The following is a 22,613-nucleotide window of genomic DNA, read 5'->3' on the forward strand; positions in this document are numbered from 1 at the left end:
CCGGATCGCGACGCGAACTGCGAAGGGGCGGGACCGGATGCCGGAGCACCCGATCCCGCCCCTCCGGACGCGGCCTCGCGGAGGTCAGCCGCGGACGACCGCGACGACCTGCTCGAACAGCGGGTGGTCCGCGCCGAGGCCGGTCACCTCGGTGACGAACTCCTCCGGCGACAGCGCCGCCAGCTTCTCCTTCAGCTCGACGCTCTGCGGGTCCTCCGGCACGTCGAAGCGGAGGGCCGCGCCGATCGCCGTCAGCAGTCCGCTCGGCACGTGCCCGCGCTCGGCGAGCTCGGCCGCCGGGCCGATGAAGCGCTCGTGCCGCGAGAGCTTGCGCAGCGGCTGGCGCCCGACCCGGTCCACCGTGTCGGTCAGACCCGGGTTCGCGAAGCGCTTCAGCGTCTTCTGGAGGTAGGCCTCCTGCTCCTCGTCGCTGAAGCCGTGCTTCTCGACGATCAGCGTCTTGGTGTCCTCGAGCGCGGCCTTCACCGCGTCGTGCACCTCGGGCAGCGCGAGCGCGTCCGACAGCTTGTGCGCGCCGGCCGCGAAGCCGACGTACGCCGCGGTGGCGTGCCCGGTGTTCACCGTGAAGAGCTTGCGCTCGATGAACGGCTCGAGGTCGTCGACCCAGGTCGCCCCGGGGATCTCGGGCTCGGAGCCCTCGAACGGCGTGCGGTCCACGACCCACTCGAAGAAGCTCTCGACCGTGACGTCGAGACCCTGGCCGGCCGCCTGGTTCGGCACGATGCGATCGACCGCGGTGTCGGCGAAGACCGCGCGGGTGCGCAGGCGCTCCCACTCGTCCGCGCCCAGGCTCGCGGCGACCTCGGTCTGCAGCAGCCGGGTCGCGTTGATCGCGTTCTCGCAGGCCATCACGGCCAGGCGGGGCGCCGACTCCGCGCGGGCCGCGAGGCCCTTCGCGATGACCGGGGCGACGAAGCGCAGGATGTTCGGCCCCACCGCGGTGGTGACGATGTCCGCGGCGGCGATCTCGCGGACGAGGGCCTCCTCGTCGCTCGCCGAGTTGATCGCGCGGAAGCCGTCGACGACGTGCGTCGCGGACGACTCCCCCACCTCGTGCACCTCGTAGCTGTCGGCGGCGGCGAGCTGGTCGATCAGTGCCGCGTTGACGTCGGCGAAGACGAGCTCGTAGCCGGCACCGTGCAGGATCAGCCCGACGAAGCCGCGGCCGATGTTGCCGGCGCCGAAGTGGACGGCGGTGGGCATCAGGAGTTGACCTCGCCCAGCAGCGCGTAGAGCGACTGCGCGTCCGGGGCGTCGAGGAGCTTCTGCACCTCGTCCTCCTCGGAGAAGATGATCGCGATCTTCGAGAGGATCTCGAGGTGCTCGTTGTTGACGCCGGCGATGCCGACGACGAAGCGGACCTCGTTGCCGTCCCAGTCGATCGGCTGCGCGTAGCGGACGAAGGACAGCGCCGAGGAGCGGATCTCGTCCTTCGCGTCGTTCGTGCCGTGCGGGATGGCGAGCAGGTTGCCCATGTAGGTGGAGACGGTCGCCTCGCGGGCGAGCATCGCCTCGTGGTAGGCGGGCGTGACGGCGCCGACGCCGACCAGCATGTCGGCGGCCTCCTTGATGGCGGTCTCCTTCGACGTGGCGGTGCCGGAGGCGTTGATCTGTCCGATGGTGAGCACATCGCTCATGGCGTGCGTCCTTTCCGTGGGTGGTGAACGAATGAGGGAACCCGCAGGGGCGAGCGGAGCGTCTCCGCCACGTCGCACCCTACGGGCTCCCTCAGGGGTGTTCCCGACTACTTGCCGTGCTGCTCCGCGACGAGCGAGACGACCTCGTCGTACTTGGGGCTGTTCATGAAGTTGTCGACGGAGACGTGGATCGCGCCCGGCGTGCGCTGACGCGCCCGCTCGGTCAGCTCGGCCTGGGTGATGACCAGGTCGACGTCGTCCTCGAGAGCCGCGATCGCCTTGTTGGTGACCGTGACGTCCTCGAAGCCCGCCTTCTTCATCTTGTTGCGCAGGACGGAGGCGCCCATGGCGGACGATCCCATCCCGGCGTCGCAGGCGAAGACGATGTTGCGCACCTGCGTGGCGGTGGCGGTCGCCGAGGCGCCGTCCTGGTTGGACGCGCCGCTCGCGTTGAGGAGCGAGCCGACGGCGCTCTCCTTGCCCTTGTTCGACGAGTTGGCGGCGACGGCGGCGGCGAGCTTGTCGTCACCGGCCTCCATGGCGTCGAGGTCGCGCTTGCGGCTGCCGCGGATGATGAACGACGCGACGACGAACGACACGGCCATCGAGAGCAGGACCGAGAGGATCACGCCGAGGTAGCTGTCACGCGAGGTCTGCAGGAGCACCGCGATGATCGATCCCGGGGACGCCGGGGCGACGAGGCCGGAGTCGAACGCGACGTTGGTCGCGACGCCCGTCATGCCGCCGAGGATGACGGCCGCGACGAGCGCGGGCTTCATCAGCACGTAGGGGAAGTAGATCTCGTGGATGCCGCCGACGAAGTGGATCAGCGCGGCGCCGGGGGCGGAGCCGCGGGCGATGCCCACTCCGAAGATCGCGAAGGCGAGCAGCACGCCCATGCCGGGGCCGGGGTTGGCCTCGAGCAGGAACAGATACGACTTGCCCTGGTCCTGCGCCATGACGGTGCCGAGCGGGGTGAGGACGCCCTGGTTGATGGCGTTGTTGAGGAACAGGATCTTGGCCGGCTCGATGAAGATCGAGGTCAGCGGCAGCAGGCCCGCGTTCACCAGGAGGTCGACGCCGTCGCCGAGGATCTTGGTGAGGAACGAGATGATCGGCGCGATGCCGAAGAACGCGCCCAGCGAGAGGAGCATGCCGAGGATTCCGGCGGAGAAGTTGTTGACCAGCATCTCGAAGCCGGGCTTGATCTTGCCGTCCCAGATCGAGTCGACCTTCTTCATCAGCCACGCGGCGAGCGGGCCGATGATCATGGCGCCGAGGAACATCGGGATGGTGGCGCCGACGATGACGCCCATGGTGGCGATCGAGGCGACCACGCCACCGCGCTGGCCGTAGACCATGCGGCCACCGGTGTTCGCGATGAGCAGCGGGAGCAGGTAGGTGATCATCGGGGCGACGAGACCGATGTACTGCTGGAAGGTCGCGCCGTCCTCACCGGCGGCGAGCTGGGTGCGGGCACCCTCCCAGCCGATCTGGGCCGCGTCGCCGAAGCCGCCGAGGATGCCGTTGGGCAGCCAGCCCGCGGCGATGAAGAGCGAGGTGATGAGACCCCACGCGATGAAGGCCGCGATGTTCGGCATGACCATCCCCGAGAGGAAGGTGCCGAATCGCTGGACGTGGACGCGCGTACCTCCGCGCGTCGACGTCGCTGACGTCGTTGTCATGTGGTGTGTTCTCCGATTCTGAGGGTGGGAGATCCGGTCGCTCCTGAGGCGGGCCGGGCTCCCGCGGGGCGGGACGAGACGGGGTGGTGCAGGGGTGGTGCGGGATGGTGCGGTGGTGCGGGGTGGTGCTGCGGAGGATCGCGCGGATGCGGGCCGCGCGATCCCCGGGATCAGGAGGCGGCGATCGCCTCGGTGACGGCGGACCGGGCGTCCGCCGCGCTGTCGGCCGCGAGGGCGAGCTCGGCGTAGCGCCTCGCGTCCTCGAGGGTGTGCTCGGCCAGCTCGGCGCGGACGTCGGCGAGAGCCGACGGCGACATCGAGAGGGTCGTCGCGCCGAGGCCCACGAGGACCACGGCGAGCAGCGGATCCGCGGCGGCCTCGCCGCAGATGCCGACGGGCTTGCCCAGTGCGGCGCCCGCGCGGCCGACCTCGCCGACGAGGCGGAGGACGGCGGGGTGCCACGGGTCCTGGAAGGCGGACACGGTGCCGAGCATCCGGTCCGCCGCCAGGGTGTACTGGGTCAGGTCGTTGGTGCCGATGGAGGCGAAGTCGGCGACTCCGAGGATCCGGTCGGCGAGCAGGGCGGAGGAGGGGACCTCCACCATCACGCCGGCGGTGCGGATCCCGAGCTCCTTGGCCATGGAGGTGAAGTAGCGGGTCTCGTCGACCGTCGCGACCATCGGCGCCATGACCCAGAGGTCGGCGTCGGTCGCGGCGTCGGCCTGGGCGAGCGCGGTGAGCTGGTCGCGGAGGATCTGCTCGCTCGCTCGCAGGGCGCGGAGGCCGCGGAGACCGAGCGCCGGGTTCTCCTCGTGGTTGTCGTTGAGGAAGGCGAGCGGCTTGTCGGCGCCGGCGTCGAGCGCGCGCACCACGACCTTGCGGCCGGGGAAGGCTGCGAGGAGGCGGGTGTACTGCTCGGCCTGCTCGGCGACGGTCGGGGCCTCCTTCGCGTCGAGGAAGAGGAACTCGGTGCGGAACAGGCCCACGCCCTCCGCGCCGAGCTCGACGGCGTTCTCGGCGCCGTCGGCCGAGCCGAGGTTCGCCAGCAGCGGCACGGCGTGACCGTCCGCGAGTGCGCCGGGGACGACGGGGGCGGCGAGCATCTCGGCGCGCTCCGCGATCGAGGACTTCGCGTCGCCGATCTCGACGTCGGACGGGTTCACCGTCACGACACCGGAGGAGGCGTCGAGGATGACGAGCTGGCCGTCGCGCAGGTCGAGTGCGCCGGTGGTGCCGACGATGGCGGTGATCGACTTCTCGCGGGCGAGGATCGCCGTGTGCGAGGTCGGGCCGCCGTCGCTCGTGATCAGGCCGAGGACCTTCTCGAGGTCGAGCAGCGCGGTGTCGGCCGGCGCGAGGTCGCGGGCGACGAGCACGAACGGCTCGTCCGACTCCGGGACGCCGGGCGCCGGGACGCCGCGCAGGTGGGCGACGACCCGCTGCGAGACGTCGTCGAGGTCGGTCGCGCGCTCGGCCATGTAGCCGCCCATCGCGACCAGCAGGTCGCGGAAGCCGGCGAACGCCTCGTGCACCGCGCGCTCGGCGGTCTTGCCGGTCGCGAGCCGCGCCTTGACGTCGTCCGCGAGCGAGGGGTCCTCCGCCATCAGCGCCTGCGCGTCGAGGACGTCCTTCGCCGAGCCGCCGGCGCGCTCACCGCGGTGGCGGATGGTCGCGGCGGTCGCCGACAGCGAGGCGACCGCGCGCTCCTCCTCCTGCGCGACGGAGCGGGTGCTGGCGGTGTCCTCGGGCTCGGGGAGCGGGTCGGGCATGCGCAGCACCGGCCCGAGGGCCAGGCCGCGGCCGACTCCGGTGCCCTGGAGCTTCGCGGAGGCGTAGGCGGTGGAAGGAGTGGACAGCGTCATGGGTTCCCGGTTCCTGTCGTGCGTCTCGTCGGTGAGAGGGCGGTGGGGGTCGAGGGGGTGGAAGTCAGGAGGAGCTGATGCGACCCATTGAGGGTCGCCGTCACGACTCGCGGTCTTCCGCGGCTGCCGGCGCCGTGTGCGCCGGGGCTGCCGCCTTTCGTGACGCTATGCGTCACGCATCGTGATCGGTGGAGAGGAAGTCGCTGAGCTCGTCGAGGACGGTCTGCTCGTTGTCGCCCTCGACCGAGAGGGTCAGCGAGTCGCCGTGCTCGATGCCGAGCGAGATGATGCCGAGGATCGAGGCCGCGTTCACCGCGGTGCCCTCGCCCTTCTTCACCAGGACCTTCTGACCCGACTTCGCCGCAGCCTGGCTGAAGAGCGAGGCGGGGCGGGCGTGGAGGCCCTTCGACGATGCAACCTGCACGGTGCGCTCGACCATGAACGTTTCTCCTTGATCCTGCAGTCGGAACTGCGTCAGTGGTTCCCGGCGCCGGGCGCGAGGCCCGGGGCGGGAGGTGAGGCGTCCCCGTCCGATCCTGCGACGACCGCGCGAGCGGCGAAGAGGACGGGAAGGGTGTCGAGCACGGCATCGGCACCGTGCGCCCCGAAGACGTCGTGCGGGAGGAGTGCTGCCGCGGCGCCGACGTGCACCGCGCGCTGGCGGAGCTCGTCGAACTGCGGCTCGAGGTGCGGTCCGACCAGGAGGACGTCCGCCTGGGGCAGAGCGTCCGCGAGACCGGGAAGGGTCTCGGATCGGAACACGGCATCGATGCCGCGTTGCTTCGCGCCCGCTCGCAGCCGGTGGGCCAGGAACGTGCTCGACGCGCCTGCACCGCAGACGATCAGGATCGTGCGCACCTCGTTCGCCTCCTCGCGTCCGGGTCTTGCCTCATCCAAGCATCTCGGGGGCCGCGCGTCCGCCCCCCGCAGACAATCTTCCGCGGGGGCGGAAGAGCGCTCCCGGCGGCTTCGGCGCGGGTCCGACCCCGCCGACCCGGAGATGGTTGACTGGAAGACCGATGCCTGACAACCGCGAACGACTGCTGGAGTACCTCTCCCGCGCCGACGGCTGGGTGACCGCGCACGAGCTGGCCGACCGGCTCGGAGTCACCACCCGGAGCGTCCGCAGCTACGTGACGGCGGTGAAGGCCCAGGCGGCCCCGCTCGAGCCCGTGGAGTCGTCGGCGAACGGCTACCGGCTCGCCCGCGACGCGTACACGGCCTTCCTCGAGACGCGGCTGCTCCGCGACGACGAGCCCGACACCCCGCGCGACCGGCTGTACAGCATCGTCCGGCGCCTGGTCGACTCCGACGAAGGACTCGACCTCGCGGCACTGGCGGACACGCTCTCCGTCAGCGAGTCGACGATCGACGCCGATCTGCGCCGGGTGAAGGCGCTGGCGGACGAGTCCGGCCTGGCCCTCGTGCGCCGGGGTCCTTCCGTTCGTCTCGAGGGCAGCGAGGAGGCCCGGCGCCGGCTGATCTCGCGGATGTTCCGCGACGAGAGCGCGCAGGGCGTCTTCACGCTCGACGACGTGCAGCGCGAGTTCGCCTCCCCCGGTCTCGGCGCGTTCAAGACCGAGCTGCTGGCCGAGCTCGAGACCCGCGGCTACTACATCAACGACTACGGCGTGAACAGCGTGCTGCTGCACATCGCGATCGCCGTCGACCGCGTCTCGCGGGGCATCGGCGACCCGTCCGGCTCGCGCCCCTCCCCCGCGGTGCACGGCGAGCTCGCCGCCCTGCTCGCCGAGCTCGTCGAGCGCCACTTCGCCACGCGGCTCACCGACGCCGAGCTCGCCCAGCTGGCGATCCTGATGACGACGCGGGTGGCGACGCCGGGGCAGAACGAGCCCGTCGCCGCCGTCGTCGAGAACTACCTCGATCCGGAGGACGTCGCCGTCGTCCGCGAGCTCGTCGCCGATGTGAACGAGGCCTATCTCGTCGACCTGGACGACGAGGGCTTCATCGTCCGCCTCGCACTGCATGTGCGGAACCTCGTCGCGCGGGCGGCCGAGGGCGGCTACTCGCGGAACCCGCTCACCCGCTCGATCAAGACCAGCTTCCCGATGACCTACGAGATCGCGGTGTTCCTCGCGAGCGGACTGCAGCGACTGCGCGGGATCACCGTCAACGAGGACGAGATCGCCTACATCGCCCTGCACGTCGGCTCCTTCCTCGAGCGGGTGTCCCGGCGCGAGGAGCGGCTCTCCTGCGTCATCGTCTGCCCCAACTACTACGACCTCGCGCACATGCTGCGGCTGCGGGTCGAGCGCTCGCTCGGCACCGAGGTGGAGGTCCGCTCGCTGATCACCAGGAGCGACGTCGACTGGGACCGCCTCACCGCGGATCTGGTGATCACCACGATCGACGAGCGGCCCGCCTCCGAGGACGTCGTCGTGGTGCAGCCGTTCCTCACCGACCACGACGTGGACGCCGTGCGCCGCGCGATCGCCCGGGTGCGCCGGCACCGCCGCCGCGCGCGGATCAAGGACGAGCTGCTGCAGTTCTTCGACGAGTCGCTCTTCTTCCGGAACGTGCACGCCCGCGACGAAGCCGCGATGATCCGGCTGCTCGGCGAGCGGATGATCGCCGGCGGCATCATCGACGAGGACTACGTCGACGGCGCGATCGAGCGCGAGCGGATGAGCTCCACCGCGTTCACCGACAACCTCGCCGTCCCGCACGCGATGGCGATGAGCGCGCGTCGGACCGCGATCGCCATCGTCGTCAACGACGTGCCGATGGCGTGGGGCGAGCAGCGGGTGAACGTGATCGCGATGATCGCCTTCGCCTCGGCCGGGCGCAGCAGCTTCCAGTCGGTGTTCGACCAGTTCGTCGAGGTCTTCGCCGACCGCGCGGAGGTGCAGCGCCTGATCCGCCGCTCCGCGGACTTCGGCGGCTTCATCGAGGAGCTGGTCAGGGTGATCGACAGCTAGCTGTCGGTCGCCCTGACCAGCTCCTCCAAGGCGGCCAGCCGGGCGGTCCAGTGGACCGCCCTCACCGCGGAAGACTCGACAACGCGACGGCGACCCTCAATGGGTCGCATCACCGCGACGAAGTCCTCCCCTACGCGATCGGCGTCGGCACGATCCCGTACTGCGCGAGGCCGGCGGCGCCGCCGTCGGCGAGCGTCGTCACCCAGATGCCGTCGCGGTGCACCGCGACCGAGTGCTCCCAGTGCGCCGACATGCTGCCGTCGATGGTGGCGACGGTCCACTCGTCCTCGCGGACGACCGTCTCCGCGCTGCCCGCGGTGACCATCGGCTCGATGGCGACGACGAGACCGGGCTTCACCTCCGGGCCGCGCTGGCGGACCCGGTAGTTGAACACCGGCGGCGCCTCGTGCATCGTCCGGCCGATGCCGTGGCCGATGTAGTCGGTGAGGATGCCGTAGACGGCGCCGGAGGCCTCCGCCTCGTCCTCGATGTACTCCTCGATCGCCGCGCCCACCTCGTTGAGGTGCCGGGCGGACGCCAGAGCTGCGATGCCGCGCCAGAGCGAGCCCTCGGTGACGCGGGACAGCGCCTCGCGGCGCGCGACCTCGTCGGGGCGCTCGGCATCGGGCAGGACGATCGTCATGGCGGAATCGCCGTTCCAGCCGTCGATCTCGGCGCCGCTGTCGATGGAGACGATGTCGCCGGGCTCGAGGACGCGGCCGCCGGGGATCCCGTGCACGACCTCCTCGTTCACCGAGGCGCAGATCGTGTGCCGGTAGCCCGGCACGAGCTGGAAGTTCGAGTGCCCGCCGAGCGCGACGATCGCGGCCTCGGCGATCGCGTCGAGCTCGAGCGTGCTGACGCCGGGTCGCACGGCGGCACGGACAGCGTCCAGAGATGCGGCGGTCGCCAGCCCGGGCGCGATCATCGATCGCAGCTGGGCCGGCGTCTTGTAGAGGGAGGAGCGCAGCGCCACGGGTCAGGCGGCCGGCGAGTCGCCGACGAGGCGACCGACGCGGTGGCCCTCGAGGGCGACGACGATGCGCTCGGTGACCTCGTCGACCGGGCCGAGGCCGTCGACGACGATGACGAGCCCGCGCGCGGCGTAGATGTCGATCAGCGGCGCGGTCTGCTCCTCGTAGAGGGCGAGACGGTGCCGGATGACCTCCTCGGTGTCGTCGCTGCGGCCCTGCTCCGCGGAGCGCTTGAGCAGACGTGCGACGACCTCGTCGGGATCGGCGGTCAGCTGCACGACCGCGTCGAGCCGGTTGCCGTCCGCCGCGACGATGCGGTCGAGCTCGTCGACCTGCTCCGTGGTGCGCGGGTAGCCGTCGAGGAGGAAGCCCGTCGAGACGTCGGCCTCCTGCAGCCGGTCATGCACGATGGCGTTGGTCAGCTCGTCGGGCACGTAGCGGCCGGCGTCGAGGTAGGACTTGGCCTGCAGGCCGAGCTCGGTCTCGTTGGCGACGTTGGCGCGGAAGATGTCTCCGGTCGAGATCGCGGGGACCTTCAGGACCTCGCTGAGCCGAGCGGCCTGAGTCCCCTTGCCGGCGCCCGGAGGGCCGATCAGCAGCAGACGGAAGCCGACCGGGGTCGAGGTCATCGGAGGAGCCCTTCGTAGTGGCGCTGCTGCAGCTGGGAGTCGATCTGCTTCACCGTCTCGAGTCCGACTCCGACGATGATCAGGATGGACGTGCCGCCGAACGGGAAGTTCTGGTTGGCGCCGACGAGCGCGAGCGCCACGAGGGGCACGAGCGCGATCAGACCGAGGTAGACCGAGCCGGGCAGCGTCACCCGGGTCAGCACGTAGTTCAGGTACTCGGCGGTCGGACGGCCGGCGCGGATGCCGGGGATGAAGCCGCCGTAGCGCTTCATGTTGTCGGCGACCTCGTCCGGGTTGAAGGTGATCGCGACGTAGAAGTAGGTGAAGCCGACGATCAGCAGGAAGTACAGCGCCATGTAGAGCGGGTGATCGCCCTTGGTGAGGTAGTTCGTGATCCAGGTCACCCAGAACGGCGCCTCCTGGCCGGCCGCGGGCTGGTTGAACTGCGCGATGAGCGCGGGCAGGTACAGCAGCGACGAGGCGAAGATGACGGGCACGACGCCGGCCATGTTGACCTTGATCGGGATGTACGTGTTGTTGCCGCCGTACGTTCTGCGCCCGACCATCCGCTTGGCGTACTGCACGGGGATCCGCCGCTGCGACTGCTCGACGAAGACGACCGCGACGACGAGCACGAGCCCGACCGCGAGGACGAGGAGGAAGGTCTCGAAGCCGCGCGACTGCGCGATCGACCAGAGAGAGGTGGGGAACTGGGCGGCGATCGAGGTGAAGATCAGGAGCGACATGCCGTTGCCGATGCCGCGCTCGGTGATGAGCTCGCCCATCCACATGATGATGCCGGTGCCCGCGGTCATGGTGATGACCATGAGCAGGATGGAGTACCACTCGTCGGTGATGATGAGCGCCGAGCACTCCGGGACACCGGAGTTGCCGAACAGCGCGCCCGAGCGGGCGACGGTGATGAGGGTGGTCGACTGCAGGACGCCCAGCGCGATCGTGAGATAGCGGGTGTACTGCGTCAGACGGCCCTGGCCCGACTGGCCCTCCTTGTAGAGGGTCTCGAAGTGCGGGATGACCACGCGCAGGAGCTGCACGATGATCGACGCCGTGATGTACGGCATGATGCCGAGCGCGAAGATCGACAGCTGGAGCAGGGCTCCACCGCTGAAGAGGTTCACGAGCTCGTAGAGACCCGAGGTGCCCTGGTTGCCGGCGAGGCAGGCCTGGACGGCCTCGAAGTCGACGAACGGAGCGGGGATGAAGGATCCCAGCCGGAAGATCGCCACGATCGCGAGAGTGAAGCCGATCTTGCGGCGGAGGTCGGGGGTGCGGAAGATCCGCGCTACGGCGCCAAACATCTACCTAGGGTCTCCTGCTCAGTTCTTGGTGCGGGATACAGGTCGAGCTTGCCACGCGCTCTCCAGGGGCGAGGTGCCCGTGGGGAGTCGTCGTGGCAAGCCCGACCGACAAGCTGCTGGTGCTACTTGATGGATCCGCCCGCGGCGACGATCTTCTGCTCGGCAGAGCTGGAGACCTTGTCGACCGCGACGTTCAGCGTAACCGCAATGTCCCCGTCGCCGAGAACCTTGACCTTCTCGTTCTTGCGGACGGCACCCTTCGCGACCAGGTCGCTGATGGTGACGTCGCCGCCCTGAGGGTAGAGCTCCGCGAGAGCGGACAGGTTCACGACCTGGTACTCGACGCGGAACGGGTTCTTGAAGCCGCGGAGCTTCGGGGTGCGCATGTGCAGCGGCATCTGCCCACCCTCGAAGCCGACGCGCACCTGGTAGCGGGCCTTGGTGCCCTTGGTGCCGCGACCGGCGGTCTTTCCCTTGGATCCCTCACCGCGGCCGACGCGAGTCTTCGCCTTCTTGGCGCCCACTGCGGGTCGGAGGTGGTGGACCTTGAGCACGTGCTCCTTGGTCGAGGCCTGCGCGGGAGTCGTGGACTCCGCGACGGCCTGGTTCTTCTCAGCCATTAGTCAATCTCCTCGACCTTCACCAGGTGGGCGACGGTCTTCACGTATCCGCGGTTCTGAGAGTTGTCCTCGCGGACGACGCTCTGACCGATCTTCCTGAGGCCGAGCGAGCGCAGCGTGTCGCGCTGGTACTGCTTCTCGCTGACCTTCGACTTGATCTGGGTCACCTTGAGCTGGGCCATCAGGCACCTGCCTTCGACTTGGACGCGGCGGCGAGGGCGTCGGCCTCGGCACGGACGAGCCGGGGCGGCGCGACCTGGTCGAAGTCGAGCCCGCGACGAGCGGCGACGGCGCGCGGCTCCTCGAGCTGCTGCAGGGCCGTCACCGTCGCGTGGACGATGTTGATGGTGTTCGACGAGCCGAGCGACTTGCTCAGGACGTCGTGGATGCCGGCGCACTCGAGCACGGCGCGGACGGGACCGCCGGCGATGACACCGGTACCCGACGACGCGGGGCGCAGGAGCACGACACCGGCAGCGGCCTCACCCTGGACGGGGTGCGGGATGGTCGAGCCGACGCGCGGGACGCGGAAGAAGTTCTTCTTCGCCTCCTCGACGCCCTTGGAGATGGCGGTGGGGACCTCGCGGGCCTTGCCGTAGCCGACTCCGACGAGTCCGTTGCCGTCGCCGACGACGACGAGCGCGGTGAAGCTGAAGCGACGACCGCCCTTGACGACCTTCGACACGCGGTTGATGGTCACGACGCGCTCGAGGAACTGGCTCTTCTCGGAGTCGCGGCCACCGCGGTCGCGGCCACCCTGGTTGCGGTCACGGCCACCACGACGGGGCTCGCGAGCCTCCTGCTGGGGCTGCGTGGACGCAGCGGTCTCGACGGGGGCCTCCGACACGGCGGCGACCTCGGGTTCCTTGCTCTCTGCGGCGGTCACAGGTTGAGCCCTGCCTCTCGTGCTCCATCGGCGATCGCGGCGACGCGACCGGCGTACTTGTTGCCTCCGCGGTCGAAGACGACCGCCTCGACTCCTGCGGTCTTCGCGCGCTCGGCGAGAAGCTCGCCGACCCGGCGGGCCTTGGCGGTCTTGTCACCGTCGAACACGCGGAGGTCGGCCTCGAGGGTCGACGCGGACGCGAGGGTGCGACCCAGCGAGTCGTCGACGATCTGCACGAAGACGTGACGGGCCGATCGGTTGACGACGAGACGGGGGCGCTCGGCGGAGCCGACGACCTTCTTGCGCAGACGGTCGTGTCGACGACCGCGCGCAGCGGACTTGCTCTTTCCTCTGGTTCCGAGTCCCATGATCACTTACCGCTCTTTCCGGCCTTGCGGCGAACGACCTCGCCGGCGTAGCGCACGCCCTTGCCCTTGTAGGGCTCGGGCTTGCGGATCTTACGAATGTTGGCGGCCACTTCACCGACGGCCTGCTTGGAGATGCCGTGCACGGTGACCTTGTTGTTGCCCTCGACCGTGAACGAGATGCCCGCGGGAGGGGTGACGACGACCGGGTGCGAGAAGCCGAGGGCGAACTCGATGTCCGAGCCCTTCACCAGCACGCGGTAACCGGTTCCGACGACCTCGAGGCCCTTGGAGTAGCCCTGCGTGACACCGATGATGTCGTTCGCGATGAGCGTCCGGGTGAGGCCGTGGAGCGAGCGCGACTCGCGCTCGTCGTCGGGGCGGGAGACCAGGACCTGGCCGCCTTCGACGGCGACCTGGATGGGGCTGGCGACCGGGATGGTCAGCTCGCCCTTGGGGCCCTTGACGGTGACGAGGGATCCGGCGACGGAGACGTCGACGCCCGCCGGGATCTCGATGGGGAGTCTTCCGATTCGCGACATGGGGTTACCACACGTAGGCGAGGATCTCCCCACCCACGCCCTTCTTCTCGGCCTGACGGTCGGTCAGCAGACCGCTCGACGTGGACAGGATGGCGACGCCGAGGCCACCGAGGACGGTGGGGATCTCGGTCGACTTCGCGTAGACGCGCAGGCCGGGCTTCGAGACGCGCTTGATGCCGGCGATGGAGCGCTCGCGGTTCGGTCCGTACTTGAGGGAGATGGAGAGCGTCGTGCCGACGCGCGCCTCCTCGACCTTCCAGTCGGAGATGTAGCCCTCGCGCTTGAGGATCTCGGCGATGTTCGCCTTGAGCTTCGAGCCGGGGAGGGCGATGGAGTCGTGGTGCGCGGAGTTCGCGTTGCGGATTCTGGTCAGCAGATCTGCGACCGGATCAGTCATGGTCATGGCTGATGGTGCCTTTCTCGCCTGGTTTCGGCACCCTTTACAAGAGTGACGACCTGTGGTGTGGGACGGCGCCGACGACGTCGACGCCCATGCGGCCGCGCGAGCGCAGGCCAACGAGCCATGGTACACGGCTGAGGGCCGGCGGTCGAGGGCCGACGGCCGATCCTCCCGGGAGAGGACCGGAGCTCTGAGAGTGCTTCCGCGCCGCGGGGCGGGCGGGTGCACAGCGAGGCCGGAGGGCGGGTGATCCGCCCTCCGGCCTCGGGGGTCGTGCTACGCGTTGTCCGCCGACTTGAACGGGAAGCCGAGCTGCTTGAGCAGCGCGCGACCCTCGTCGTCGGTCTTCGCGGTGGTGACCACGGTCACGTCGAAGCCGCGGACGCGGTCGATGCGGTCCTGGTCGATCTCGTGGAAGATCGACTGCTCCGTGATGCCGAAGGTGTAGTTGCCGTTGCCGTCGAACTGGCGGTCCGAGAGACCGCGGAAGTCGCGGATGCGCGGCAGCGCCACCGAGAGCAGGCGGTCCAGGAACTCCCACGCGCGGTCACCGCGGAGGGTGACGTGCGCGCCGATGGCCTGGCCCTCGCGCAGCTTGAACTGCGCGATGGACTTGCGGGCCTTCGTGACCTGGGGCTTCTGGCCCGTGATCGCGGTGAGGTCCTTGATGGCGCCGTCGATGATCTTGCCGTCGCGGGCCGCCTCGCCGACTCCGGTGTTCACGACCACCTTCACCAGGCCGGGGACCTGGTGGATGTTCGAGAAGCCGAACTGCTCCTTGAGAGCGGGGATGATGTCGGCCTGGTACTTGGCCTTGAGCCGCGGCTGAACCTTCGCAGCCACTGCGGTGGTGTCAGTCATTACAGTTCCTCACCCGACGCCTTCGCGTAGCGAACGCGAACCGTCTTGGTCACGCCGTCCTTGGTGACGGCCACGTTGCGGTGGCCGACCCGGGTCGGCTTCTTGGTCTTCGGGTCGACGACCGCGACGTTCGAGATGTGGAGGGGGGCCTCGATGGTCTCGATGCCGCCCTCCTTCGAGCCGCGCTGCGACTGGCCGACGCGGTTGTGCTTCTTGACGAAGTTCACACCCTCGACGACGACGCGGTTCTTCTCGACCAGGACCTCGAGAACCTTGCCCTGCTTGCCGCGGTCTCCGCCGCGGGCCTGGGTCGCGCCCGAGATGACCTGCACGAGGTCACCCTTCTTGATCTTGGCCATGACTAGATAACCTCCGGTGCCAGCGAGACGATCTTCATGAACTTCTTGTCGCGGAGCTCGCGACCGACCGGTCCGAAGATGCGGGTGCCGCGGGGGTCCCCGTCGTTCTTCAGGATCACGGCGGCGTTCTCGTCGAACTTGATGTACGAGCCGTCGGGACGACGGGTCTGCTTGATGGTGCGGACGATGACGGCCTTGACCACATCGCCCTTCTTGACGTTTCCGCCGGGGATCGCGTCCTTGACGGTCGCGACGATGACGTCACCGAGGCCGGCGTAGCGGCGGCCGGAGCCACCGAGCACGCGGATGGTGAGGAGCATCTTGGCGCCGGTGTTGTCGGCGACCTTGACTCGGGATTCTTGCTGAAGCATGTGTCTCTCCTGCTAACTCAAGCGGGCCGGGGCCTACTTGGCCTTCTCGAGGATCTCGACCAGGCGCCAGCGCTTGGTGGCGCTGAGGGGACGGGTCTCGCTGATGACGACGGAGTCGCCGATGCCGGCGGAGTTCAGCTCGTCGTGGACCTTGACCTTGGACGTGCGGCGGATGACCTTGCCGTACAGCGGGTGCTTCACCCGGTCCTCGACCTCGACGACGATGGTCTTGTCCATCTTGTCGCTGGTCACGTAGCCGCGACGGGTCTTGCGGTAACCGCGAGCACCCGCCTCCTTGATGTCGTGGGCGGCCGACTCGTGGCCGGCGCTGTCAGTGACGGTTGCCATTACTTGGCCTCCTCGTTCGACTCGGTCGCCGCGACCTCGGCCTTGGCGGCCTTCTTGGTCTTCGGCTTCTTCTCCGCCTTGGCCGGAGCCTCGACGGGGGCGGGGGTGGCGCGGATGCCCAGCTCGCGCTCACGGATGACCGTGTAGATGCGGGCGATGTCGCGCTTGACGGCACGCAGGCGGCCGTTGGTGTCCAGCTGGCCGGTGGCCGACTGGAAGCGGAGGTTGAACAGCTCCTCCTTGGCCTTCTTCAGCTCCGAGACGAGACGCTCGTCCTCGAAGGTGTCGAGCTCGGTGGGAACGAGCTCCTTGGATCCGATCGCCATTATGCGTCTCCCTCCTCGCGCTTGATGATGCGTGCCTTGAGGGGCAGCTTGTGGATGGCACGGGTCATGGCCTCACGAGCGAGCTGCTCGTCGACGCCGGCGACCTCGAAGAGGACGCGACCCGGCTTGACGTTCGCGACCCACCACTCCGGCGAGCCCTTACCGGAACCCATGCGGGTCTCGGCGGGCTTCTTGGTCAGCGGGCGGTCGGGGTAGATGTTGATCCACACCTTCCCACCGCGCTTGATGTGGCGCGTCATGGCGATACGAGCGGACTCGATCTGACGGTTGGTCACGTAGGCCGGGGTGAGGGCCTGGATGCCGTACTCACCGAACGACACCTTGGTGCCACCGGTGGCCTGGCCGGAACGGCCCGGGTGGTGCTGCTTGCGGTGCTTGACTCGACGCGGAATCAACATGGTTATGCCTCAACTCCTGCTGCGACGGGCGCCTCGCTCTGCTGGCGGGGGGCGCGACGCGGACGGTCGCTACGCTCGGGGCGCGACGACTTGCTGTTCGCCTGCTCCCGAGCGAGCTCCTTGTTGGTGATGTCGCCCTTGTAGATCCAGACCTTCACGCCGATGCGGCCGAAGGTGGTCTTCGCCTCGTAGAAGCCGTAGTCGATGTTCGCGCGGAGGGTGTGCAGCGGCACGCGTCCCTCGCGGTAGAACTCCGAGCGGCTCATCTCGGCGCCGCCGAGGCGGCCGGAGACCTGGATGCGGACGCCCTTGGCGCCGGCGCGCTGCGCGCCCTGCAGACCCTTGCGCATCGCGCGGCGGAAGGCCACGCGGGCGGAGAGCTGCTCGGCGATGCCCTGCGCGACCAGCTGAGCCTCGGCCTCGGGGTTCTTCACCTCGAGGATGTTCAGCTGGATCTGCTTGGCGGTGAGCTTCTCGAGGTCGGCGCGGATGCGCTCGGCCTCGGCGCCGCGGCGACCGATCACGATGCCCGGGCGGGCGGTGTGGATGTCGACGCGGACGCGGTCGCGGGTGCGCTCGATCTCGATGCGGGCGACGCCCGCGCGGTCGAGCTGCGTGGCGAGGAGCCGGCGGATCTTGACGTCCTCAGCGAGGAAGTCGCTGTACCGCTGGCCCTTCTTGGTGCTGTCGGAGAACCAGCGCGACACGTGGTCGGTGGTGATTCCCAGACGGAAACCGTAGGGGTTTACTTTCTGACCCATTACTTGGTCCCCTCCTCAGGAGTGGCCAGCACGACGGTGATGTGGCTGGTGCGCTTGTTGATGCGGAAGGCACGACCCTGAGCACGGGGCTGGAATCGCTTGAGGGTGGTTCCCTCATCGACGAAGGCGCGGGACACGAACAGGTCCTGGTCGTCGAGGTACTCGTTCGAGGCATCGGCCTTGACGCGAGCGTTGGCCATCGCCGAGGCGACGAGCTTGTAGACGGGCTCGGACGCACCCTGCGGGGCGAACTTGAGGATGGCCAGGGCCTCCTCCGCCTGCTTCCCGCGGATCAGGTTCACGACACGGCGAGCCTTCTGGGGGGTGACGCGGATGTGTCGCACGCGTGCGATCGACTCCACCATTTCTCTCCTCCTTCTCGTCGCCGCGTCAGCGGCGACGGCCCTTCTTGTCGTCCTTCTCGTGACCGCGGAAGGTCCGAGTGGGGGCGAACTCGCCGAGCTTGTGGCCGACCATGGTCTCGGTCACGAACACGGGGATGTGCTTGCGACCGTCGTGGACCGCGATGGTGTGACCCAGCATCGCCGGGATGATCATCGAGCGGCGCGACCAGGTCTTGATGACGTTCTTGTTGCCGGCTTCGTTGGCCGTGAACACCTTGCGGAGCAGGTGGTCGTCAACGAAGGGGCCCTTCTTGAGACTGCGAGGCATCTTCTACAACTCCTACTTGCGCTTCTTACCGGCGGTGCGGCGGCGAACGATGAGCTTGTCGCTCTCCTTGTTGGGGCGACGGGTGCGTCCCTCGGACTGGCCCCAGGGGCTGACCGGGTGGCGACCACCGGAGGTCTTGCCCTCTCCACCACCGTGGGGGTGGTCGACCGGGTTCATCGCGACACCGCGGACGGTCGGGCGGACGCCCTTCCAGCGCATGCGGCCGGCCTTGCCCCAGTTGATGTTCGACTGCTCGGCGTTGCCGACCTCGCCGATCGTGGCGCGGCAGCGCGCGTCGACGTTGCGGATCTCGCCCGACGGCAGGCGGAGCTGCGCATAGGGGCCGTCCTTGGCGACGAGGCGGACCGAGGTGCCGGCCGAGCGGGCGAGCTTGGCGCCGCCACCCGGCTTGATCTCGATGGCGTGGATGACCGTACCGGTCGGGATGTTGCGCAGCGGCAGGTTGTTGCCGGGCTTGATGTCGGCGCCCGAGCCCGACTCCACGACGTCGCCCTGCGAGAGCTTGTTCGGAGCCAGGATGTAGCGCTTGGTGCCGTCCACGAAGTGGAGCAGCGCGATGCGCGCCGTGCGGTTGGGGTCGTACTCGATGTGAGCGACCTTGGCGTTGATGCCGTCCTTGTCGTTCCGACGGAAGTCGATCAGACGGTACTGGCGCTTGTGGCCACCACCGATGTGACGCGTCGTGATGCGACCGGAGTTGTTGCGGCCACCGGTCTTGGACAGCGGGCGAAGGAGCGACTTCTCAGGCGTCGATCGGGTGATCTCGGCGAAGTCGGCAACGCTGGAGCCGCGGCGACCGGGGGTCGTGGGCTTGTACTTACGAATAGCCATTGTCTGTTTCCTCTACGCTTCTTCGGCTCAGCCGACGCTCGTGAAGATGTCGATGGAGCCGGACTTCAGCGTGACGATCGCGCGCTTGGTGTCCTTGCGCTTGCCGGCCCCGAACTTCGTGCGGCGGGTCTTGCCCTGACGGTTCAGCGTGTTGATCGACGCGACCTGGACACCGAAGATCTTCTCGATGGCGAGCTTGATCTCGGTCTTGTTGGAGCGCGGGTCGACGACGAAGGTGTACTTGCCCTCGTCGATCAGGCCGTAGGACTTCTCCGAGACCACCGGCGAGATGATGACGTCGCGGGGGTCCTTGTTGAACGCGGCGGACTGGCTCATGCGTTCACCTCTTCCTTCTTGGCGCCGGACTTCGAGGCGACGAACGCGTCGAGTGCGGCCTTCGTGAAGACGATGTCGTCGGAGACGAGCACGTCGTACGCGTTGAGCTGGTCGGACGGCAGGATGTGCACGAACGGCACGTTGCGGAGCGAGAGCTCGGCGATGAAGTCGTCGCGCTCGAGGACCACGAGGACGTTGCGCGACACCGAGAGGGCGTCGAGCAGGACGAGGACGTCCTTCGTCTTCGGGGTCTCGCCGAGGGCGAGGGACTCGACCACGTGCACGCGCGAGCCGCGGGCGCGGTCCGAGAGAGCACCGAGCAGAGCCGCGGCGATCATCTTCTTGGGGGTGCGCTGCGCGTAGCTGCGGGGGGTGGGTCCGTGGACCACGCCACCACCGGTCATGTGCGGGGCGCGGATCGAGCCCTGACGAGCGCGACCGGTTCCCTTCTGCTTGAACGGCTTGCGGCCGGCTCCCGAGACCTCGCCACGGTTCTTCGTGGAGTGGGTGCCCTGGCGCGCCGCGGCGAGCTGCGCCACGACGACCTGGTGGATCAGGGGGATGTTGGTCTGGACGTCGAAGAGCTCGGCGGGGAGCTCGAACGCACCCGACTTGTTGCCCTGGACGTCGATGATGTCGACAGAGGTAGCCATGGAACTACGCTCCCTTCACGGCGTTGCGAACGAACACGAGGCGACCGCGCGCACCGGGGACGGCGCCCTTGACGAGCAGCAGACCCTTCTCGGCGTCGACGGAGTGCACCTTGAGGTTGAGCACGGTGACGCGCTCGCCACCCATGCGACCGGCCATGCGCATGCCCTTGAAGACACGGCTGGGGGTCGAGGAGGCGCCGATGGAGCCGGGCTTGCGGTGGTTGCGGTGCGAACCGTGCGAAGCCGAGACGCCCTTGAAGTTGTGACGCTTCATGACACCGGCGAAGCCCTTGCCCTTGGAGGTGCCGACGACGTCGACCTTGGTGCCGGCTTCGAAGACGGCGTCCACGGTCAGCTCCTGGCCGGCCGAGTAGTCGGCGGCGTCGGAGGTGCGGACCTCGGTGAGGTGGCGGCGGGGGGTGACGCCCGCGGCGTCGAAGTGACCGGCGGCGGGCTTGTTCACCTTGCGCGGGTCGATCGCACCGGCGGCGAGCTGGACGGCGGTGTAGCCGTCCTTCTCCTCCGTGCGGACCTGGGTCACGACGTTGGGGCTGATCTCGATGACCGTGACGGGGACGAGCTTGTTGTTCTCGTCCCAGACCTGGGTCATGCCGAGCTTCGTGCCGAGGAGGCCCTTGCTGGTCTTCAGCGTGGGGGAAACAGTGACAGACATGGTGGCACTCCTCCTTAGAGCTTGATCTCGATGTTGACGTCGGCCGGGAGGTCGAGGCGCATCAGCGAGTCGACGGCCTTGGGCGTCGGGTCGATGATGTCGATGAGGCGCTTGTGGGTGCGCATCTCGAAGTGCTCGCGGCTGTCCTTGTACTTGTGGGGAGAACGGATCACGCAGACCACGTTCTTCTCGGTCGGAAGCGGCACGGGGCCGACGACCGTTGCACCGGCACGGGTCACCGTGTCGACGATCTTGCGCGCCGACGTGTCGATGACCTCGTGGTCGTACGACTTCAGTCGGATGCGGATCTTCTGTCCCGCCATGTGTGATCTCTCACTCTCTTGTTATTGCGTCGTACGCCACTCCCCCGGCCGGAGCCGGGCTCGTGTCGCATAGGACGCGCTCGCGAAGGAACATCCGGAGAACCGGAGGAAGTGCACCAGTGTTCTTCTGTCAAAAGCACCGCGCTCGAGGCGCTCTGAGAGCCGTGCAGAACGCACGACGCACGGAGAGCCCGTTGAGTTGTCGGTTGTTGTCGTTCTGCTACCCGCCGCCTCGACGTCGCACTCGCGGGGCCGCCCTCTCGGGTCGAGCCGCTGGGGCGCCGTCTCGGCACTGCCTGGCAGTGTTCCACCCCCTCGCAGCACGCTGCGCGGGCGGAAATTTTGAACTAGAAGAGTCTCTCACGGATCCAGCACCCGTGCAACCCGGGCGTGTCGCGGCGCGGAGGTCGGTGGCCGCGGACGTCCGGCCGCGGAATCCCGGGCCTCAGCGGGCCCGGCCGGCGCGGGCCGCTCACTCGAAGAGCAGTGCGCGCAGCGTCGTCTCGGCCGACCCGGGGCGGGACGGATCGATCGTCTCGCCCGCCCGAAAGTGATCGAGCACCCGCGGGTCGACGTAGCTCGCGCGAGCCACGGTCGGCGTGTTCCCGAGCACCTCGGACGCGTCCTTCATCGCCTGCGAGATCGCCCTCGTGCGCAGCCGCTGGGTGGGCTGCGGGCCCGCCTTCGCGAGGCTCAGCGCCGCGGCGACCGTGCCGTGCAGAGTGCGGAAGTCCTTCGCAGTGAAGTCGTCGCCGGCGCGCTCGCGCACGTAGTCGTTGATGTCGGCCGCGGAGACCGGGCGCCAGACGCGGCCGTCCTTCCAGGCCAGGAGCCGGGCGTTCGGGCCGCGGCGCTTCAGTGCCCGGACCACCCGGGCCAGGTCGTGGTCGAGGATCTCGCTCGTCCAGGCCTGGTGGCTCTTGCCGGGGAAGGCCAGTGCGACGCGATCGCCGTGCGTCGTCGCGTGCGAGCAGAGCAGCGTCGTGAGGCCGATGCTGCCGTGCTCCTTCGCGTACTGCTCGCTGCCGACCCGCAGCGAGCCGGTGTCGAGCATCCGGAAGCCGGTCGCCAGCGCGCGCTCGCGGGTGGGCCCGTCGTCGCGGAGGGCGATCGTCACCCGGCGGCGGGCGCCGGGAAGGGCTTCCGCGAGACGGAGCGCCCGGTCGAACTTGATCCGGTCCTTCTGCTCGCGCCAGGTCGGGTGGTAGATGTACTGCCGCCGACCGGCGCCGTCGACGCCCGTGGCCTGGATGTGCCCGTTGGGGTACGGCGCGATCCAGACCTCCTGCCAGGCCGGCGGGATGCCGAGGTGGTCGAAGCGGTCCCGCAGCTCGGGGTCCGTGACCGTGGCGCCCTTGGGGTCGCGGTAGCTGAAGCCGGTACCGGAGCGGACCCGGCTGTAGCCGCGACCGCTCGAGTCGGTCCGGCGGAGTCGTTGAGTGAGCGGATCGGCCATCGACCCGACGATAGGGCGGGGGCTCCGGCACCGTCAGCGGGTTGACGGGCGCCCCCGGCCCTGCGCTACTCGTTGCCGAGGCGCTTGTCGGCCTGGCGCTTGAGGTCCTCGATGCGGTCGTCGTACTTGCCCTTGGTGAGGCGGCTCGCGATGTCGCCGGTCTTCTCGAGCACCTGGTCCGAGACGCCCTCCGCCTTCTCGCTGCGGAGCGTCTCCTGGACCTTCTTGCTGTTGAGCAGCTCGCCGGCCTGTCGTCCGAGCTTGCCGAAGTCCACCATGGTTCCTCCTTGATCCGTGCGGGCAGGGGGCCGCGCGAGCCTCAGT

General features: G+C 69.0%; 32 protein-coding genes. 1 reads left to right on the forward strand and 31 read right to left on the reverse strand.

Annotation, left to right across the window (positions count from 1 at the left end):
• Positions 1-84: 84 nt before the first annotated feature.
• The 6 genes from MT353_RS03590 to MT353_RS03615 all read right to left on the reverse strand — a co-directional run bounded on the left by MT353_RS03590 (position 85) and on the right by MT353_RS03615 (position 6,063).
• Complete coding sequence (locus MT353_RS03590; RefSeq protein ID WP_243623617.1) at positions 85-1,224, reverse strand: mannitol-1-phosphate 5-dehydrogenase; 1,140 nt, start codon at positions 1,222-1,224, stop codon at positions 85-87.
• Positions 1,224-1,658: a PTS sugar transporter subunit IIA gene (locus tag MT353_RS03595; protein WP_123445065.1), complete on the reverse strand. Its 435-nt coding sequence runs from the start codon at positions 1,656-1,658 to the stop codon at positions 1,224-1,226. The genes MT353_RS03590 and MT353_RS03595 overlap by 1 nt, the downstream gene beginning before the upstream one ends.
• 107 nt (positions 1,659-1,765) lie before the next feature.
• On the reverse strand, positions 1,766-3,343 hold the full coding sequence (locus MT353_RS03600) for a PTS mannitol transporter subunit IICB (protein ID WP_123735034.1): 1,578 nt from the start codon (positions 3,341-3,343) through the stop codon (positions 1,766-1,768).
• Between the two features lie 170 nt (positions 3,344-3,513).
• On the reverse strand, positions 3,514-5,112 hold the full coding sequence (gene ptsP, locus MT353_RS03605) for a phosphoenolpyruvate--protein phosphotransferase (protein WP_243582597.1): 1,599 nt from the start codon (positions 5,110-5,112) through the stop codon (positions 3,514-3,516).
• A gap of 265 nt (positions 5,113-5,377) precedes the next feature.
• Positions 5,378-5,644 (reverse strand): HPr family phosphocarrier protein, encoded by a 267-nt coding sequence (locus tag MT353_RS03610; RefSeq protein ID WP_243600557.1) that lies wholly within the window; start codon positions 5,642-5,644, stop codon positions 5,378-5,380.
• A gap of 35 nt (positions 5,645-5,679) precedes the next feature.
• Positions 5,680-6,063 (reverse strand): PTS sugar transporter subunit IIB, encoded by a 384-nt coding sequence (locus MT353_RS03615; protein ID WP_165909035.1) that lies wholly within the window; start codon positions 6,061-6,063, stop codon positions 5,680-5,682.
• Between the two features lie 161 nt (positions 6,064-6,224).
• Between MT353_RS03615 and MT353_RS03620 the strand changes: the two genes are divergently transcribed.
• Complete coding sequence (locus tag MT353_RS03620) at positions 6,225-8,144, forward strand: BglG family transcription antiterminator (RefSeq protein WP_123735031.1); 1,920 nt, start codon at positions 6,225-6,227, stop codon at positions 8,142-8,144.
• Between the two features lie 130 nt (positions 8,145-8,274).
• Here the strand turns inward: MT353_RS03620 and map are convergent, their stop codons facing one another.
• From map to MT353_RS03745, 25 genes are all read right to left on the reverse strand, one after another.
• Positions 8,275-9,120, reverse strand: a complete 846-nt coding sequence (map, locus tag MT353_RS03625; RefSeq protein WP_123735030.1) for a type I methionyl aminopeptidase — start codon at positions 9,118-9,120, stop codon at positions 8,275-8,277.
• A 3-nt stretch (positions 9,121-9,123) separates the two neighbouring features.
• Positions 9,124-9,747, reverse strand: a complete 624-nt coding sequence (locus tag MT353_RS03630) for an adenylate kinase (protein ID WP_123445057.1) — start codon at positions 9,745-9,747, stop codon at positions 9,124-9,126.
• Positions 9,744-11,066 carry a preprotein translocase subunit SecY gene (secY, locus tag MT353_RS03635; RefSeq protein ID WP_123445056.1) on the reverse strand — a complete coding sequence of 441 codons (1,323 nt, stop codon included), beginning with the start codon at positions 11,064-11,066 and terminating at the stop codon, positions 9,744-9,746. The genes MT353_RS03630 and secY overlap by 4 nt, the downstream gene beginning before the upstream one ends.
• 122 nt (positions 11,067-11,188) lie before the next feature.
• Positions 11,189-11,686 carry a 50S ribosomal protein L15 gene (rplO, locus tag MT353_RS03640; protein WP_123445055.1) on the reverse strand — a complete coding sequence of 166 codons (498 nt, stop codon included), beginning with the start codon at positions 11,684-11,686 and terminating at the stop codon, positions 11,189-11,191.
• A complete protein-coding gene (gene rpmD / locus MT353_RS03645) occupies positions 11,686-11,868 on the reverse strand; it encodes a 50S ribosomal protein L30 (protein ID WP_173232138.1) in 183 nt (60 codons plus the stop codon). The genes rplO and rpmD overlap by 1 nt, the downstream gene beginning before the upstream one ends.
• On the reverse strand, positions 11,868-12,572 hold the full coding sequence (gene rpsE, locus MT353_RS03650; RefSeq protein WP_123445054.1) for a 30S ribosomal protein S5: 705 nt from the start codon (positions 12,570-12,572) through the stop codon (positions 11,868-11,870). The genes rpmD and rpsE overlap by 1 nt, the downstream gene beginning before the upstream one ends.
• Positions 12,569-12,940 (reverse strand): 50S ribosomal protein L18, encoded by a 372-nt coding sequence (gene rplR / locus MT353_RS03655; protein ID WP_123445053.1) that lies wholly within the window; start codon positions 12,938-12,940, stop codon positions 12,569-12,571. The genes rpsE and rplR overlap by 4 nt, the downstream gene beginning before the upstream one ends.
• 2 nt (positions 12,941-12,942) lie before the next feature.
• On the reverse strand, positions 12,943-13,479 hold the full coding sequence (gene rplF / locus MT353_RS03660; protein ID WP_243600556.1) for a 50S ribosomal protein L6: 537 nt from the start codon (positions 13,477-13,479) through the stop codon (positions 12,943-12,945).
• Positions 13,480-13,483: 4 nt separating this feature from the next.
• Positions 13,484-13,882 carry a 30S ribosomal protein S8 gene (gene rpsH / locus MT353_RS03665; protein WP_123445051.1) on the reverse strand — a complete coding sequence of 133 codons (399 nt, stop codon included), beginning with the start codon at positions 13,880-13,882 and terminating at the stop codon, positions 13,484-13,486.
• A gap of 273 nt (positions 13,883-14,155) precedes the next feature.
• Entirely contained in the window at positions 14,156-14,740 is a 585-nt protein-coding gene (gene rplE / locus MT353_RS03670) for a 50S ribosomal protein L5 (protein WP_123445050.1), read from the reverse strand.
• Positions 14,740-15,099: a 50S ribosomal protein L24 gene (gene rplX, locus MT353_RS03675; protein ID WP_123445049.1), complete on the reverse strand. Its 360-nt coding sequence runs from the start codon at positions 15,097-15,099 to the stop codon at positions 14,740-14,742. Before rplX ends, rplE begins: the two co-directional genes overlap by 1 nt.
• A gap of 2 nt (positions 15,100-15,101) precedes the next feature.
• The gene (rplN, locus tag MT353_RS03680; RefSeq protein WP_123445048.1) at positions 15,102-15,470 is read right to left on the reverse strand and encodes a 50S ribosomal protein L14; all 369 of its coding nucleotides are present in this window, start codon (positions 15,468-15,470) and stop codon (positions 15,102-15,104) included.
• A gap of 33 nt (positions 15,471-15,503) precedes the next feature.
• Complete coding sequence (gene rpsQ, locus MT353_RS03685; RefSeq protein ID WP_123445047.1) at positions 15,504-15,818, reverse strand: 30S ribosomal protein S17; 315 nt, start codon at positions 15,816-15,818, stop codon at positions 15,504-15,506.
• Entirely contained in the window at positions 15,818-16,144 is a 327-nt protein-coding gene (gene rpmC, locus MT353_RS03690; RefSeq protein WP_123733513.1) for a 50S ribosomal protein L29, read from the reverse strand. The genes rpsQ and rpmC overlap by 1 nt, the downstream gene beginning before the upstream one ends.
• Entirely contained in the window at positions 16,144-16,563 is a 420-nt protein-coding gene (gene rplP / locus MT353_RS03695; RefSeq protein ID WP_123445045.1) for a 50S ribosomal protein L16, read from the reverse strand. Before rplP ends, rpmC begins: the two co-directional genes overlap by 1 nt.
• A 2-nt stretch (positions 16,564-16,565) precedes the next feature.
• A complete protein-coding gene (gene rpsC, locus MT353_RS03700; RefSeq protein ID WP_056037327.1) occupies positions 16,566-17,324 on the reverse strand; it encodes a 30S ribosomal protein S3 in 759 nt (252 codons plus the stop codon).
• A complete protein-coding gene (rplV, locus tag MT353_RS03705; RefSeq protein WP_123445044.1) occupies positions 17,324-17,689 on the reverse strand; it encodes a 50S ribosomal protein L22 in 366 nt (121 codons plus the stop codon). Before rplV ends, rpsC begins: the two co-directional genes overlap by 1 nt.
• A 25-nt stretch (positions 17,690-17,714) precedes the next feature.
• Positions 17,715-17,996 (reverse strand): 30S ribosomal protein S19, encoded by a 282-nt coding sequence (rpsS, locus tag MT353_RS03710; protein WP_055787078.1) that lies wholly within the window; start codon positions 17,994-17,996, stop codon positions 17,715-17,717.
• 12 nt (positions 17,997-18,008) lie between these two features.
• A complete protein-coding gene (gene rplB / locus MT353_RS03715; RefSeq protein WP_123445043.1) occupies positions 18,009-18,848 on the reverse strand; it encodes a 50S ribosomal protein L2 in 840 nt (279 codons plus the stop codon).
• Positions 18,849-18,875: 27 nt separating this feature from the next.
• Positions 18,876-19,184, reverse strand: a complete 309-nt coding sequence (rplW, locus tag MT353_RS03720) for a 50S ribosomal protein L23 (protein WP_123445042.1) — start codon at positions 19,182-19,184, stop codon at positions 18,876-18,878.
• Positions 19,181-19,837 carry a 50S ribosomal protein L4 gene (gene rplD, locus MT353_RS03725; protein ID WP_123445041.1) on the reverse strand — a complete coding sequence of 219 codons (657 nt, stop codon included), beginning with the start codon at positions 19,835-19,837 and terminating at the stop codon, positions 19,181-19,183. Before rplD ends, rplW begins: the two co-directional genes overlap by 4 nt.
• Before the next feature lie 4 nt (positions 19,838-19,841).
• Positions 19,842-20,510 (reverse strand): 50S ribosomal protein L3, encoded by a 669-nt coding sequence (gene rplC, locus MT353_RS03730; RefSeq protein WP_104224566.1) that lies wholly within the window; start codon positions 20,508-20,510, stop codon positions 19,842-19,844.
• 14 nt (positions 20,511-20,524) lie between these two features.
• Complete coding sequence (gene rpsJ, locus MT353_RS03735) at positions 20,525-20,833, reverse strand: 30S ribosomal protein S10 (RefSeq protein ID WP_005050520.1); 309 nt, start codon at positions 20,831-20,833, stop codon at positions 20,525-20,527.
• 472 nt (positions 20,834-21,305) lie between these two features.
• A complete protein-coding gene (locus MT353_RS03740; protein WP_243586255.1) occupies positions 21,306-22,289 on the reverse strand; it encodes a DNA topoisomerase IB in 984 nt (327 codons plus the stop codon).
• Positions 22,290-22,354: 65 nt separating this feature from the next.
• Positions 22,355-22,567, reverse strand: coding sequence for an antitoxin (locus MT353_RS03745; protein WP_123735027.1), 213 nt, complete (start codon positions 22,565-22,567; stop codon positions 22,355-22,357).
• Between the last annotated feature and the right edge of the window lie 46 nt (positions 22,568-22,613).

It is taken from the genome of Rathayibacter sp. VKM Ac-2927, assembly GCF_022815525.1.
GTDB lineage: Bacteria > Actinomycetota > Actinomycetes > Actinomycetales > Microbacteriaceae > Rathayibacter > Rathayibacter festucae.

Coding starts and splice junctions, on each gene's coding strand:
- MT353_RS03590 (WP_243623617.1), bottom strand. CDS start 1,224: ATGCCCACCGCCGTCCACTTCGGCGCCGGCAACATCGGCCGCGGCTTC.
- MT353_RS03595 (WP_123445065.1), bottom strand. CDS start 1,658: ATGAGCGATGTGCTCACCATCGGACAGATCAACGCCTCCGGCACCGCC.
- MT353_RS03600 (WP_123735034.1), bottom strand. CDS start 3,343: ATGACAACGACGTCAGCGACGTCGACGCGCGGAGGTACGCGCGTCCAC.
- ptsP (WP_243582597.1), bottom strand. CDS start 5,112: ATGCCCGACCCGCTCCCCGAGCCCGAGGACACCGCCAGCACCCGCTCC.
- MT353_RS03610 (WP_243600557.1), bottom strand. CDS start 5,644: ATGGTCGAGCGCACCGTGCAGGTTGCATCGTCGAAGGGCCTCCACGCC.
- MT353_RS03620 (WP_123735031.1), top strand. CDS start 6,225: ATGCCTGACAACCGCGAACGACTGCTGGAGTACCTCTCCCGCGCCGAC.
- MT353_RS03630 (WP_123445057.1), bottom strand. CDS start 9,747: ATGACCTCGACCCCGGTCGGCTTCCGTCTGCTGCTGATCGGCCCTCCG.
- secY (WP_123445056.1), bottom strand. CDS start 11,066: ATGTTTGGCGCCGTAGCGCGGATCTTCCGCACCCCCGACCTCCGCCGC.
- rplO (WP_123445055.1), bottom strand. CDS start 11,686: ATGGCTGAGAAGAACCAGGCCGTCGCGGAGTCCACGACTCCCGCGCAG.
- rpmD (WP_173232138.1), bottom strand. CDS start 11,868: ATGGCCCAGCTCAAGGTGACCCAGATCAAGTCGAAGGTCAGCGAGAAG.
- rplR (WP_123445053.1), bottom strand. CDS start 12,940: ATGGGACTCGGAACCAGAGGAAAGAGCAAGTCCGCTGCGCGCGGTCGT.
- rplF (WP_243600556.1), bottom strand. CDS start 13,479: ATGTCGCGAATCGGAAGACTCCCCATCGAGATCCCGGCGGGCGTCGAC.
- rpsH (WP_123445051.1), bottom strand. CDS start 13,882: ATGACCATGACTGATCCGGTCGCAGATCTGCTGACCAGAATCCGCAAC.
- rplE (WP_123445050.1), bottom strand. CDS start 14,740: ATGACTGACACCACCGCAGTGGCTGCGAAGGTTCAGCCGCGGCTCAAG.
- rplX (WP_123445049.1), bottom strand. CDS start 15,099: ATGGCCAAGATCAAGAAGGGTGACCTCGTGCAGGTCATCTCGGGCGCG.
- rplN (WP_123445048.1), bottom strand. CDS start 15,470: ATGCTTCAGCAAGAATCCCGAGTCAAGGTCGCCGACAACACCGGCGCC.
- rpsQ (WP_123445047.1), bottom strand. CDS start 15,818: ATGGCAACCGTCACTGACAGCGCCGGCCACGAGTCGGCCGCCCACGAC.
- rpmC (WP_123733513.1), bottom strand. CDS start 16,144: ATGGCGATCGGATCCAAGGAGCTCGTTCCCACCGAGCTCGACACCTTC.
- rplP (WP_123445045.1), bottom strand. CDS start 16,563: ATGTTGATTCCGCGTCGAGTCAAGCACCGCAAGCAGCACCACCCGGGC.
- rpsC (WP_056037327.1), bottom strand. CDS start 17,324: ATGGGTCAGAAAGTAAACCCCTACGGTTTCCGTCTGGGAATCACCACC.
- rplV (WP_123445044.1), bottom strand. CDS start 17,689: ATGGTGGAGTCGATCGCACGCGTGCGACACATCCGCGTCACCCCCCAG.
- rpsS (WP_055787078.1), bottom strand. CDS start 17,996: ATGCCTCGCAGTCTCAAGAAGGGCCCCTTCGTTGACGACCACCTGCTC.
- rplB (WP_123445043.1), bottom strand. CDS start 18,848: ATGGCTATTCGTAAGTACAAGCCCACGACCCCCGGTCGCCGCGGCTCC.
- rplW (WP_123445042.1), bottom strand. CDS start 19,184: ATGAGCCAGTCCGCCGCGTTCAACAAGGACCCCCGCGACGTCATCATC.
- rplD (WP_123445041.1), bottom strand. CDS start 19,837: ATGGCTACCTCTGTCGACATCATCGACGTCCAGGGCAACAAGTCGGGT.
- rplC (WP_104224566.1), bottom strand. CDS start 20,510: ATGTCTGTCACTGTTTCCCCCACGCTGAAGACCAGCAAGGGCCTCCTC.
- rpsJ (WP_005050520.1), bottom strand. CDS start 20,833: ATGGCGGGACAGAAGATCCGCATCCGACTGAAGTCGTACGACCACGAG.
- MT353_RS03740 (WP_243586255.1), bottom strand. CDS start 22,289: ATGGCCGATCCGCTCACTCAACGACTCCGCCGGACCGACTCGAGCGGT.
- MT353_RS03745 (WP_123735027.1), bottom strand. CDS start 22,567: ATGGTGGACTTCGGCAAGCTCGGACGACAGGCCGGCGAGCTGCTCAAC.